This is a genomic window from Nocardia sp. CA-135953 (assembly GCF_050955735.1).
Taxonomy (GTDB): Bacteria; Actinomycetota; Actinomycetes; order Mycobacteriales; family Mycobacteriaceae; genus Nocardia.
In genome coordinates, this window is the sequence record NZ_CP192082.1 from 1,315,840 (window position 1) to 1,327,695 (window position 11,856).

Annotated in this window: 14 protein-coding genes; 10 read left to right on the forward strand and 4 right to left on the reverse strand. The window is 65.2% G+C overall.

What is annotated here, in order from left to right; genetic code table 11:
- The first annotated feature begins 207 nt into the window (after positions 1 to 207).
- The 9 genes from ACQPXH_RS05945 (at position 208) to ACQPXH_RS05985 (ending at position 8,334) form a co-directional block, all read left to right on the forward strand.
- Positions 208 to 894 carry a response regulator transcription factor gene (locus ACQPXH_RS05945; RefSeq protein ID WP_433601312.1) on the forward strand — a complete coding sequence of 229 codons (687 nt, stop codon included), beginning with the start codon at positions 208 to 210 and terminating at the stop codon, positions 892 to 894.
- 15 nt (positions 895 to 909) lie between these two features.
- Positions 910 to 2,382 (forward strand): ATP-binding protein, encoded by a 1,473-nt coding sequence (locus ACQPXH_RS05950; protein WP_433601313.1) that lies wholly within the window; start codon positions 910 to 912, stop codon positions 2,380 to 2,382.
- A gap of 128 nt (positions 2,383 to 2,510) precedes the next feature.
- Complete coding sequence (locus tag ACQPXH_RS05955; protein ID WP_433601314.1) at positions 2,511 to 3,929, forward strand: trypsin-like peptidase domain-containing protein; 1,419 nt, start codon at positions 2,511 to 2,513, stop codon at positions 3,927 to 3,929.
- Between the two features lie 80 nt (positions 3,930 to 4,009).
- The gene (locus ACQPXH_RS05960; RefSeq protein WP_433601315.1) at positions 4,010 to 4,504 is read left to right on the forward strand and encodes a MogA/MoaB family molybdenum cofactor biosynthesis protein; all 495 of its coding nucleotides are present in this window, start codon (positions 4,010 to 4,012) and stop codon (positions 4,502 to 4,504) included.
- Positions 4,504 to 4,689, forward strand: a complete 186-nt coding sequence (locus tag ACQPXH_RS05965) for a hypothetical protein (protein WP_083898204.1) — start codon at positions 4,504 to 4,506, stop codon at positions 4,687 to 4,689. The genes ACQPXH_RS05960 and ACQPXH_RS05965 overlap by 1 nt, the downstream gene beginning before the upstream one ends.
- Before the next feature lie 505 nt (positions 4,690 to 5,194).
- On the forward strand, positions 5,195 to 5,869 hold the full coding sequence (locus tag ACQPXH_RS05970) for an MspA family porin (protein WP_433601316.1): 675 nt from the start codon (positions 5,195 to 5,197) through the stop codon (positions 5,867 to 5,869).
- Positions 5,870 to 5,931: 62 nt separating this feature from the next.
- Entirely contained in the window at positions 5,932 to 6,603 is a 672-nt protein-coding gene (locus ACQPXH_RS05975) for an MspA family porin (protein WP_433601317.1), read from the forward strand.
- Positions 6,604 to 6,912: 309 nt separating this feature from the next.
- Positions 6,913 to 7,587, forward strand: coding sequence for an MspA family porin (locus ACQPXH_RS05980; RefSeq protein WP_433601318.1), 675 nt, complete (start codon positions 6,913 to 6,915; stop codon positions 7,585 to 7,587).
- Positions 7,588 to 7,662: 75 nt separating this feature from the next.
- The gene (locus tag ACQPXH_RS05985) at positions 7,663 to 8,334 is read left to right on the forward strand and encodes an MspA family porin (protein WP_433601319.1); all 672 of its coding nucleotides are present in this window, start codon (positions 7,663 to 7,665) and stop codon (positions 8,332 to 8,334) included.
- 133 nt (positions 8,335 to 8,467) lie between these two features.
- Here ACQPXH_RS05985 and mscL read toward each other — a convergent pair whose 3' ends face one another.
- The 4 genes from mscL to ACQPXH_RS06005 form a co-directional block, all read right to left on the reverse strand.
- Positions 8,468 to 8,875 carry a large conductance mechanosensitive channel protein MscL gene (gene mscL, locus ACQPXH_RS05990; protein ID WP_433601320.1) on the reverse strand — a complete coding sequence of 136 codons (408 nt, stop codon included), beginning with the start codon at positions 8,873 to 8,875 and terminating at the stop codon, positions 8,468 to 8,470.
- A 110-nt stretch (positions 8,876 to 8,985) separates the two neighbouring features.
- Positions 8,986 to 9,699: an SAF domain-containing protein gene (locus ACQPXH_RS05995; protein ID WP_433601321.1), complete on the reverse strand. Its 714-nt coding sequence runs from the start codon at positions 9,697 to 9,699 to the stop codon at positions 8,986 to 8,988.
- Positions 9,700 to 9,809: 110 nt separating this feature from the next.
- A complete protein-coding gene (locus tag ACQPXH_RS06000; RefSeq protein WP_433603321.1) occupies positions 9,810 to 10,106 on the reverse strand; it encodes an FmdB family zinc ribbon protein in 297 nt (98 codons plus the stop codon).
- Positions 10,107 to 10,174: 68 nt separating this feature from the next.
- Positions 10,175 to 10,762, reverse strand: coding sequence for a 5-formyltetrahydrofolate cyclo-ligase (locus tag ACQPXH_RS06005; protein ID WP_433603322.1), 588 nt, complete (start codon positions 10,760 to 10,762; stop codon positions 10,175 to 10,177).
- Between the two features lie 86 nt (positions 10,763 to 10,848).
- Between ACQPXH_RS06005 and ACQPXH_RS06010 the strand changes: the two genes are divergently transcribed.
- Entirely contained in the window at positions 10,849 to 11,805 is a 957-nt protein-coding gene (locus ACQPXH_RS06010; protein ID WP_433601322.1) for a UTP--glucose-1-phosphate uridylyltransferase, read from the forward strand.
- Positions 11,806 to 11,856 lie beyond the last annotated feature (51 nt).

Here is an 11,856-nt window from a genome sequence, read left to right on the forward strand (position 1 = left end):
GGCAGTCACGCTGTAATTCATTCGAATATGGCTACTCAGAACGGCTTTCGTCGCCCAAAACGGTTGCCGGATTCCGTCGAGATCTGTACGTGATCACAAACCTGCTGGTCGCTCGTCCAGCCCCTAGTGGGCGGCATCGATGCCGGCGCGGCGTGTCGGGTGGCGCCCTCTCAGTCGACTCTCAGTCGATGCGGTCAAACTGGGGGCATGCGCATTCTGGTAGTCGACGACGATCGTGCCGTCCGGGAATCGCTGCGCCGGTCACTGACCTTCAACGGCTACTCCGTCGATCTCGCGGTCGACGGCGTGGACGCACTGGAGAAAGCAACGGTGCAGCGACCGGACGCACTCGTGCTCGATGTGATGATGCCCCGGATGGATGGGCTCGAAGTTTGCCGACGCTTGCGCAGCACCGGGGACGATCTGCCGATTCTGGTTTTGACGGCGCGGGATTCGGTTTCCGAACGGGTAGCCGGACTCGATGCCGGTGCCGATGACTACTTGCCGAAACCTTTCGCACTAGAGGAATTGCTGGCCCGATTGCGCGCGTTGTTGCGTCGCCGGGCCACCGATCCCGGCGACGTTTCCGAGACCATGACGTTTGCCGATCTGTCGCTGGATCCGGTGACCCGCGAGGTGACCCGAGGCGACCGCTCGATCAGCCTGACCCGCACCGAGTTCGCACTGCTGGAAATGCTGATGGCTAATCCGCGCCGGGTGCTGACCCGCAGCCGGATTCTCGAGGAAGTCTGGGGCTACGACTTCCCGACCTCCGGTAATGCGCTCGAGGTCTATATCGGCTACCTGCGCCGCAAGACCGAGGCCGAGGGCGAGACCCGGCTCATCCACACGGTGCGCGGTGTCGGCTACGTACTGCGCGAAACACCCCCGTAGGCGAGTCGACACCCCATGGCCAGAACCAATCCCAAGCGGCAGGTGGTCGCCGCGCTCGGCGCATATCCCTCGGAACCGCCGGATATGCGCCCGCCCATGCCCCTGACCAGGTCGGTCTCCCTACGCTGGCGGGTCACCCTGCTGGCCGCCTCGGTGGTCGCCATCGCCGTGGCCGTCACCTCCATCGCCGCCTATGCCATGGTGGCCCGCGCACTGAACGCCGATGTGGACGCTCAGCTCCAGGCACGCGCGAACACCATGATCAACAATAATTTCGACAGTTTGGGTTTCCAGTCGATCGTGCTGGCCGGCCTGTACTCGAATGATGTCGGAGTGGCGTTGATATACGCGAAAGACAAGGCGTATATGCCGCCGCAGCAAACGATTCCGCCGGTCGGCGCCCAGGAACTCGCGGTCGCGAACGGTGAGCTGCCCTCGTCACTGCGCACCGTGAGTAATCAGCGGGTGCTCGCCAAGCCGACGCATTCCGGCGCGACGCTGGTCATCTCGCAGCGACTGCAGCCGACCCGCCAGGTATTGGACCGGCTCGCTTGGTTGCTGTTCGTCGTGGGCGGTTGTGGTGTTGTGCTGGCAGCGGCAGCGGGTACCGCGGTCGGTCGCACCGGGCTGCGCCCGATCGGACGGCTCACCGCGGCGACCGAACGGGTCGCCCGCACCGATGATCTGACACCGATTCCGGTAACGGGTGACGATGAACTCGCCAGGCTCACAGAGAGCTTCAACACAATGTTGTGCGCACTCGCCGAATCGCGGGATAGGCAACGCCGATTGGTCGCCGACGCCGGACATGAATTGCGCACGCCGCTGACTTCGCTGCGCACCAATATGGAATTGCTGATCGCCTCCAGTCGCCCTGGCGCACCGCGGATTCCGGAACAGGACATGGCCGAACTGCGCGCGGATGTGATGGCTCAGATCGAAGAATTGTCGACGTTGGTCGGCGATCTCGTCGACCTGGCCCGCGAGGACGCACCCGAAACCGTTTACGAGCGAGTGGATCTCGGCGAGGTGGCCGAGCGCGCGCTCGAGCGGGCCCGGCGCCGCCGCGGTTCCATCGAGTTCGCCGCGCAGCTGCAGCCTTGGTTCGTATACGGCCACGAGGCGGGCCTGGAGCGGGCGATTCTGAATGTCCTCGACAATGCCGCGAAGTGGAGTCCGGCGGGCGTGCAGGTGAAGGTCACCATGCGGGAAACCGGTCGCGGCTTGCTCGAGCTCGATGTCGACGACGCCGGACCGGGGATCCCCGCCGCCGAGCGCGAGCTGGTGTTCGACCGTTTCTATCGGACGACGGCGTCGCGTTCCATGCCGGGCTCGGGGCTCGGCCTGGCGATCGTCAAACAGGTGGTGACCAAGCACGGCGGCACGATCACCATCGAGACCTCCGAGCGCGGCGGCGCCTTGGTCCGGATCGTGTTGCCGGGTGCGGCGAGCATGCTCGACGGTGTGGTCGACTCCGTAACCGATTGACGCTGTTGGAGACTAAGGTGATGGCCGGGCCTTACCCGGTCCATCCGCAATATTCGGAAAACTGAAAGCAGCGTCTCAGTCCGCTCTCAGTCGTCGTCGCCAAGCTGGTCGAAGACGTAAGGAGAAAAATGACCGAGGATTCCAAGGAAGGCTTGACGCCGCAGCCGGATAACGCCGCGTCCGGTCCGCATCCGACCCAGGAGATCCCGGTCGCACCACCGGGCCAGACCTATGCGCAATCCGGATACGGGTCCCAGACACCGTCACCGCGTCCGACGATCTGGCAGCAACGCATGCCGCCCAACCCGACTCAGCAATTCCCCGGTCCCGAAGCGGGTCCGGAATACGCTCAGCCGTCCTACGCCCCGCCCATCCCGCCCGGCGGGCCGTATCCCGGCGCCGTATTCGCCGCCGAGCCGCAGCCCGAACCCGCACGCCGCCCGGTCCGCACCGGTCTCGTCGTCGGCGCGGTCGCGCTCGCGCTCGTCAGCGGTGGTATCGGTGGCGCGGTCGGCTCGCTGGTCACCCGCGCCGATAACGGCCACGCCACGGTCACCAATGCCCTGGACGCGCCCAAGCCCAATGTCAGCAATGTCGCCAACGCACCGGCCGGCTCCACCCAGGCGGTGGCACAGAAGGTGCTGCCGAGCGTGGTGATGATCAAGGTCGCCAGCAATCGCGCACAGGGCGAGGGCTCCGGTGTGGTGCTGTCCTCCGACGGTCTGATCCTCACCAATAACCATGTCGCCTCCGGCGGTGGCGCCAACGCCAAGATGGAGGTCGCCTTCGCCGACGGCACCACCGCACCGGCCACCCTGGTCGGCGCCGATCCGGTCTCCGATCTGGCCGTGATCAAGGTGCAGGGCAAGGACGGACTGACCCCGATCGAACTGGGCAGTTCGTCGAATCTCGCCGTGGGCCAGCCGGTCATCGCCATCGGCTCGCCGCTCGGGCTGGCGGGCACGGTGACCACGGGCATCGTCTCGGCGCTCAACCGTCCGGTCTCCACCAATGGTGAGGGCACCCCGAGCCAGGTGCAGCCGGTCATCGATGCGATCCAGACCGACGCCGCGATCAACCCTGGCAACTCCGGTGGCGCGCTGGTCGACGCCAACGGCAAGCTCATCGGCATCAATACCGCCATCGCCAGCCTCGGCGGCAGCGAGGCGACCGGTCAGCAGGGCGGTTCCATCGGCCTGGGCTTCGCCATCCCGGTCGATCAGGCCCGCCGGGTCGCCGATGAACTCATCAAGACCGGTCACGCCACCTACGCCCAGATCGGCATCAAACTACGCCCGCAGGACACCGCCGCACGGGTGCTCGAGGCGACCCCGGACGGTCCGGCCGCCAAGGCAGGTATTCCGGCCGGCGCCATCATCACCAAGGTCGACAGCCGGACCATCGACTCGGGTGACGCACTCATCGCCGCCGTCCGTTCCCATCAGCCAGGAGACAAGGTGAAGGTCACCTACACCGATGAACAGGGCAACAATCCCAAGACAGTCGACGTGACGCTGTCCGGTGCGGCCGCGGACGGCGGCCGATGATGCGAGTCCTGCCCGGCGGATTGTCGGTACGACCGGGAGCCGACGCCCACCTCGTCGATCTGGACGCTACGGTTACCAACATGGAAATCGATGCTCCTGTCGCGGGGCGTGCTCTGGTGGTGGTCGTCGACGATCGAACGGCGCATGGAGGTGTGGATTCGCTCGGGCCGTTGGTCACCGAGCTGCTCACCGAGGCGGGTTTCCTGGTGGACGCTTCGGTATCGGTGCAGGCCGACGAGGTCGAGATCCGCAATGCGCTCAACACCGCGGTGATCGGCGGTGTCGACCTGGTCATCTCCGTCGGCGGAACCGGCATGTCCCCGCGCGATGTCACGCCCGAGGCCACCTCGCAGGTGCTCGACCGGGAATTGACCGGGATCAGCGAGGCGCTGCGTTCCTCGGGCCGGGTCGCCGGTTCGCTCGACGCCGGTCTCTCGCGCGGTCTGGCCGGCATCTCCGGCAGCACATTGGTGGTAAACCTGCCGGGCAGCCGGGCCGCGGTCCGCGACGGCATGGCAACCCTCGGTCCGCTCGCCAGCCGAGTGATCGGCGAGCTGTCCGGATTGGCGGAATAATTACCGCTGCGGACTCCTCCGACGACCCTCGTCCGGCGACACGCCGGGCGAGGGACGCGGCGCGTCTGGCAAAAATTTTCGGTGAGGTCCTCCCGGAGACAACCGGCGACGAGCGCGGCGACGAGACCGAATCGTTATCCGACGACTGGCTCCGGTCGCAGGTTCCTCCCCATCACGGCTCGTGACTCATCTACGGTCCAGCCACGTACCATCGCTCGCGCTCGCGCCTTCATCCATTGCGAATTCCTCACGCTGAAGTTTGCTTTATCTTCAAGTACGATGCTGTCCCGTAGTTACCATCGGCATCGTTGCGACTGCGGCCACCATTTGCGGTCGTTTGGGTCGCACTTACTTCCTGTTTATGCACGTCAAGCAATATGAGCATTTGAGATGGTGTGATCTAGATCACATTGATCTTAACGAAAACTTACGTTGCCAGACCGTTACTGGTCGGTTTAATCTCGCCACGAGCCACCCACGCTGCTGGACCTCGCGGGCCCGGGTGCGGCACGTACGTTTGTCGACTCGGCGGAACCCGGCTCGGTTCCGATGCCAGCACTGACCGTTGCGCCGAAATAACAGCCGGTTACATACCGGCAACAATCGGGGCACAAACTGAGCTGGGCCTGAGAGGACCAACGTCCAGCCTCGATGGTCGAGGTTGACTGTTAGAACCTGATGAGGGGAAGTATGAGCGAGAACCGCACCAACGGTCTGCGCCGCGGTGCCCGGATCGCGGGCGTCGGCGCTGCCGCGGCCGTGGCCATGGGCCTGCTTTCGACCGGTGCTGCCAATGCCGATACCTTCGTGCCGTTGCCGGACGGCCAGAAGAGTGGCCCCGATGTGACACTCACCCGTACCGGTGAGCATGCCCTGATTTCGCCTTCGTTGGCGGCCAACGGTGCCGGCCGTGTGGTCTGGGTTTCGGGCAACGCCGTCGCGGATGTGAACGTTACGCCGGAAGGCACTGTCGGCCCGAACAACGGCGCCTCCGGAGCGCCGGGTACCAATAACTCCTCGACCCATGGCGCTTCGCAGCTGAGCACCGGCTATATCGTCGGCTGCCAGGTCAGCATCGCCAGCGACGCCATCTCGGCCGGTCTCTCCGGCGGTATCAACCTCTCGGGCGGTTCGCTCGGCGGGTCGATCGGCCTGAACCTCGGCCCCGGCGAGGTCAAGTTCGTGCAGATCGACTACAAGGACATTCTGAAGCCGGGTACCTACTCGGTCGAGTACCAGGATGCCGAGATCGAGATCCAGGGCTGCGCGGGCTACGCCCAGGCGCGTGCCTACACCGTCGTCGAGATCATCGGTGACCACTACTCGAAGACCACCCTCTACGGGCAGCCGTTCAGCATCGGCTGACGTCGGTCAATCCACGAATATTCTTCTCGCTCAAGCGAATCAACCCTCGAGGGATTATCAGCATGATCAACCGTAAGAACGTGGCACGGGTGGCCGGTGTCGGCGCCGCTGCCACTGTCGCTCTTGGCCTGTTCTCCACCGGCGCCGCGAACGCCGATACCTTTGTTCCGCTGCCGGGTGGCTCGATCACCAAGACGCTGTCCGACGGCACCGTGGTCACCATCAGCCTGACCGGCGAATCCGCCAACATCAACCCGTCCATGGGCTCGACCCCGCTGCACCGCAACGCGTGGGTTTCGGGTAGCGCTCAGGTCTCCGTATCCGGTGACGGCGGCGGCTCTATCTTCCCGGGCTACACCGTCGGCTGCCAGGTGAACATCTCCGGTGGCGGCGCCACCGGTGGTATCGAGGGCACCGCGGACTGGAGTGATGGTCAAAATGTCACCGGTGGTATCGGCGCGACCAGCGGCGCCAACCTCACCCTTGGCCCCGGCCAGTCGCAGTCGTTCTACGTGCTCGACCTCGAGCAGGCCGACGACTTCGGCAACGAGGCGCACAAGAAGCGCAACAAGTTCAAGAACGGCAGCGGCTCGGTCACCTGGGCCGACGAGACCATCGGTCTGACCGGCTGCGCCGGTTACGCCCAGGCTCGTGCCTTCATCAGCGTCGAGGTGGAGACCGACAACGTCATCACCTGGACCACGCTGTGGGGCCAGCCGTTCAGCCTCGGCTGATCGACAGGGGCAGCGCACCCTGAAAACGCAAACGGGCTCGTCGCATTCGCGGCGGGCCCGTTTTCGTTGTGAAATCCCCTGGCACCCAGCCAAATTCGCAGAGCGTAGCGGATCGAGCGGTAACATGTGCGAAATCTCACAGAAATACGGTGCAAACCACTAATATTGGGCGCACCCAAGATCGTCCACCGACGAGATTGTCGGCAAACCGCTTGATGGCCAATGTCTTTCCAGCGAGCGTTGTCCGCATGAAAGGGTTTTCGTCCTCGGTACCCCGAGGCCGACCGCTAGAATCCGATGAGGGGAAGTATGAGCAAGAACCGCACCAGCGGTCTGCGTCGAGGTGTCCGCGTCGCGGCTGCCGTTGTCGCCGCCGCTGCTGGGATGGGCATGCTTTCGACCGGCGCTGCCAACGCCGACGTTTTTGTGCCGTTGCCGGACGGCCAGAAGCTGGGCCCGGGTGTGACCGTCAGCCGGACGGGTGAACACGCCTTGATTTCACCGTCTTTGGCCGCGAATGGCGCGGGCCGAGTCGTGTGGGTCTCGGGCAACGCCATTGCCGATGTTTCCGTCACGCCCGAGGGCACCATCGGCCCGAACAACGGCGCCTCCGGGGCGCCGGGTACCAATAACTCCTCCACGCACGGCGCTTCGCAGCTGAGCACCGGCTATATCGTCGGCTGCCAGGTGAGCATCGCCGATAACGCGATCTCGGCCGGGGTTTCCGGCGGTATCAACCTCTCGGGCGGTTCGCTCGGCGGGTCGATCGGCCTGAACCTCGGCCCGGGCGATGTCAAGTTCGTTCAGATCGATTACAAGGACATTCTGAAGCCGGGTCGCTACTCGGTCGAGTATCAGGATGCGGAGATCGAGATCCAGGGCTGCGCGGGCTATGCCCAGGCGCGTGCCTACACCGTTGTCGAGATCATCGGCGACAACTACTCCAAGGTCACCCTGTACGGAGCGCCGTTCAGCATCGGCTGACCGCGGTGGGATCTGTCGAATCTCTACTCGCCGAATCGAATTCATCGAACTCAATCGCTAGGGGTAGTACCAATCATGATCGATCGTAAGTTTGTGGCGCGCGTGGCCGGGCTCGGCGGCGCCGCCGCGCTGGCACTCGGCCTGTTGTCCACCGGTGCGGCGAATGCCGACACCTTTATTCCGCTACCGGGCGGTCAAATCGTCAAAACGCTTTCCGACGGAACGGTTCTCACCATTCGGCTGGTCGGCGAATCGGCCGATATCAATCCGTCCATGGGCGCGACACCCGTGCACCGCAATGCATGGGTGTCCGGTAGCGCGCAGGTCGATGTGACCGACGGCTGGAACGGCGCGATCTATCCGGGTTATGTCGTTGCCTGCCAGGTGAATATCGATGGCGGCGGCGTCGACGGCGGCGTCGCCGGTGGTCTGGACTGGAGCGACAGCCAGAACGTCAAGCCGAAGGTGAGCGCCAATAGCGGTGCCAACCTGAGTCTCGGTCCCGGCCAGGCACAGTCGTTCTATGTGCTCGACCTCGAGCAGGCCGACGACTTCGGTAACGAGGCGCACAAGAAGCGCAACAAGTTCAAGAACGGCAGCGGCTCGGTCACCTGGGCCGACGAGACCATCGGTCTCAGCGGTTGTGGTGGCTACGCGCAGGCGCGAGCCTTTGTCAGCGTCGAGGTGGAGACGGACAACGTCATCACCTGGACGACGTTGTGGGGTCAGCCGTTCAGTCTCGGCTGAGTCCTCCGCTCGAAATGTGAACGGGCCCGTCGCATCTGCGACGGGCCCGTTTGCCTTGTGGCGCAGGCAATTACCGTATGTGATTGTGGCGCAATCGAATTCCTGACCATGTTGTCGGGCAGGGGAATTCGACTCAGAATTCGTGACGTCCACCCGCGCTGCGCTGGCTGTCGGAGAGCAGGTCGCGGATCTCGATCAGCACCTCGGAATCGCTGAGCTCGGTGTCCGAGGTGGTGCCGAACCGCTTCTTCGCATGCAGTGCGGGCAGCACCAGCACGAAGTACAGCACCGCCGCGATGACCACGAAGTTGATGGCCGCGGTGATCAGCGGACCCACCTGGACGAAGGTCGCCGGTTTGTCGGCAATCAACTGGAAACCGAGGCCGAGGTCGTCCCGTTCGCCAAAGATGGCGAGAATCGGGTTGATGATGCCATTGGTGAAGGCGGTGACGATCGCGACGAACGCGGTACCGATCACCACGGCTACTGCCAGGTCGACGACGTTTCCGCGGAGTAGGAAATCCTTGAAACCCTTGAGCATTGCCGATATCTCCTCTTCGGGTGGGAGCTGACTCGTTGTGCTCGGCGGTTCGGGCTGCCGTACCGACCGATGCTAGTTGACCTTGATGGCAAATTCTCGGCGAACTGCGGTCAATGAAAAACCACGGTCAGCGCGGTGCGCAGCGAGGCGGCAGCAACCGCGGTGGCGTGCTCCGCGTCCATCGCGACCAGCACCACGCGCTCGGGCGCGCCGCGCCGGTCACCGGGACCGGATACCAGTACGACCGCCGCGTCGATCGCGAGCAGCCGGGCCGGCCGGGTGCCGGGACCACTCTGCTCCTCGGCCCCGATGACATCCACTCGGTCACCCGCACGCAGGATCTCCGTGACCGCGGAATCGGCCGGCCGGATGGGCACGATGCGGGCATCACCCGCGCCGGTGGCGACCGCCGCCAGTCGCGGTCCAACGATGCGCAGATCGGTGAATACCTCGCCGGTGCGCATCCCGCCGGTCAGCGTCGCGCCGACCAAAACGGCGATATCGGCGACCGCGCCCGCGGGCAGTGTGGCGGATTCGCGAGGTGTAGACCGCAGATCGGTCGCCTCGAGCAGATGGCCCGGCGGCAGATCGCGTCCGGCGACCACGACCTCGGTGCGGGCATTGCTGGGATCGCCGCGCAGGAAAAGGACGATCGCGACTGCGGTGAGTGCTGCCGCCAGCAGACGTCGGGCGAGTAGTGCGTCCGCCCAGGGGGGTCGGTGCCGACTCGCTCTATTCCAGATCGCCGAACGCAACGAGTCGCCGCGGCCGAGGTCGGCGAAGGATCGGGTCTTGCCCGACGGAATGATGCCCAGGGGAGCCATGCCCGGAGCCTATGGTCACCGGTACTGCGACTCGCCCGGGAAAGGCGTGCCCTGTGGATAACGACAGCCCTGGGGACAACTCCTACAGGGCTGCTTCTATCAGGGCGAACTCAGCTGGCGACGGCCGTGCTGGTCGTGCTGGTGCTGCTGGACGAACCGGAATCCGAACTCGACGCGGAGTTGCCCGCACCGCTGTCCGACTTCGCGGCGTCGCTGGCGGTCGAGGAGCCGCCGCGGCTGTCGGTGCGGTAGAAACCGCTGCCCTTGAACACGATGCCGACCGAGTTGAAAAGCTTGCGCAGCTTGCCCGAGCACTCCGAGCAGACGCTCAGCGCCTCATCGGCGAAGGACTGAACGATGTCGAAGCGGTTGTCACACTGGGTGCACGCATATGAATAAGTTGGCACAGCATCCTCCGCAGGTTCGTCAATCTGGCACTCTACAGCCGACAGTGCCAACACCGCTAATCGGCATTTCATTCCGCATCCTCATCGCCACCCAATCGAAGCAGTCCGCCGTGCGGTGTCAGGGCCCAGCCGATGCGCAGATCGTGCGGTTCCTCGGGGAGCCGGTCGAGCAGTTCGTCGTCGCGGACCACTGCGATCAGCCGCGCCGTCGACCGGGCCGCGGGCAAAGTCCGGTCGTAGTACCCGGCGCCGCGGCCGAGCCGAACACCGCGGCGGTCCACCGCCAGCGCGGGAACCAGGATCAGCTCCGCCAGCGCGATCGCATCGGCAAGCACCTCGCCAACGGGTTCCAGCAGTCCGAATCTGGCGCGCCGCAGGTCATCGATGCCGGTGAACTCGGCCCATTGCAGCGGTCCCGGCGGTCCGGTGACCGGCAGCAGCACCCGCGCGCCTGCCGTACGCAGAGCCGTCAGCATCGCCGTCGATCCGGGTTCCCCGCGTACCGGCACATACGCGCACACCCATTCGGGGACGTCCAGCTCGGCGACACTGTGGGCCAGCTCACGCGCCTCGTTTTCCTGGTCGGCGCTGGTCATCGCGGCCCGTCGCGCACCTATTTCGGCCCGCCAGGCATGTTTGTCGCGCTCGCCGGGCATCTCCACGGTGATCACCTTAAGCTCACCGGGACCCGAGTCGGCGTGATGGCCGCTTCGGGCCGGTGACGGATGGATAGGGTAGGCGTATGACAGCAAAGGCCGGACAATCCGCGAATGGCGCGGTCGTGTCGTGTTTCCGCACGGCCGTCGTGCCCGCGGCCGGACTCGGGACGCGGTTCCTGCCCGCGACCAAGACCGTGCCCAAGGAGTTGCTGCCGGTGGTGGACACTCCTGGCATCGAACTAGTCGCGTCGGAAGCCGCCGATTCCGGTGCGGAGCGGCTGGTCATCGTGACCTCGCCGGGTAAAGACGGCGTGGTCGCACACTTCGTCGAGGACTTGGTGCTGGAGGGCACGCTCGCCGAGCGTGGCAAGTTCCAGCTGTTGGAGAAGGTGCGCAAGGCGCCCGCGCTGCTGGATGTCACCTCGGTGGTCCAGGATGAGCCGCTCGGCCTCGGCCACGCCGTCGCCCAGGCCGAGAGCGCCCTCGATGACGACGAGGACGCCATCGCCGTACTCCTGCCCGACGACCTGGTGCTGCCGTGCGGCGTGCTCGATGTGATGAGCCGGGTCCGGCGCAAGCGCGGCGGAACTGTGTTGTGCGCCATCGACGTTCCCAAGGATCAGGTCAGCGCCTACGGTGTCTTCGACGTCGCGCCGGTACCCGATGCGGTGAACCCGAATGTGCTGCGTGTCAACGGAATGGTGGAGAAACCCGCGCTCGCGGACGCACCGTCGACCTACGCGGCCGCGGGCCGATATCTATTGGACCGCGCCATCTTCGACGCACTGCGCCGGATCGAACCGGGCACCGGCGGCGAGCTACAACTCACCGACGCGATCGCACTGCTCATCGAGGAGGGCCATCCGGTCCATGTGGTGGTCCACCGTGGGTCGCGCCACGATTTGGGCAACCCGGGCGGTTATCTTCGTGCTGCGGTCGATTTCGCTTTGGAACGAGAGGAATACGGCCCCGCCCTGCGGGAGTGGCTGCAGCATCGGCTCAGTGCGGACTGGGACCCACAGCTGACGACCTACGACTGATAGGCGCGGACGTCGGGTTTCGCCGATAGTGGACCGTCGGGTACGAATGAT

Coding starts and splice junctions, on each gene's coding strand:
- ACQPXH_RS05945 (WP_433601312.1), top strand. CDS start 208: ATGCGCATTCTGGTAGTCGACGACGATCGTGCCGTCCGGGAATCGCTG.
- ACQPXH_RS05950 (WP_433601313.1), top strand. CDS start 910: ATGGCCAGAACCAATCCCAAGCGGCAGGTGGTCGCCGCGCTCGGCGCA.
- ACQPXH_RS05955 (WP_433601314.1), top strand. CDS start 2,511: ATGACCGAGGATTCCAAGGAAGGCTTGACGCCGCAGCCGGATAACGCC.
- ACQPXH_RS05960 (WP_433601315.1), top strand. CDS start 4,010: ATGGAAATCGATGCTCCTGTCGCGGGGCGTGCTCTGGTGGTGGTCGTC.
- ACQPXH_RS05970 (WP_433601316.1), top strand. CDS start 5,195: ATGAGCGAGAACCGCACCAACGGTCTGCGCCGCGGTGCCCGGATCGCG.
- ACQPXH_RS05975 (WP_433601317.1), top strand. CDS start 5,932: ATGATCAACCGTAAGAACGTGGCACGGGTGGCCGGTGTCGGCGCCGCT.
- ACQPXH_RS05980 (WP_433601318.1), top strand. CDS start 6,913: ATGAGCAAGAACCGCACCAGCGGTCTGCGTCGAGGTGTCCGCGTCGCG.
- ACQPXH_RS05985 (WP_433601319.1), top strand. CDS start 7,663: ATGATCGATCGTAAGTTTGTGGCGCGCGTGGCCGGGCTCGGCGGCGCC.
- mscL (WP_433601320.1), bottom strand. CDS start 8,875: ATGCTCAAGGGTTTCAAGGATTTCCTACTCCGCGGAAACGTCGTCGAC.
- ACQPXH_RS05995 (WP_433601321.1), bottom strand. CDS start 9,699: ATGGCTCCCCTGGGCATCATTCCGTCGGGCAAGACCCGATCCTTCGCC.
- ACQPXH_RS06005 (WP_433603322.1), bottom strand. CDS start 10,762: ATGCCCGGCGAGCGCGACAAACATGCCTGGCGGGCCGAAATAGGTGCG.
- ACQPXH_RS06010 (WP_433601322.1), top strand. CDS start 10,849: ATGACAGCAAAGGCCGGACAATCCGCGAATGGCGCGGTCGTGTCGTGT.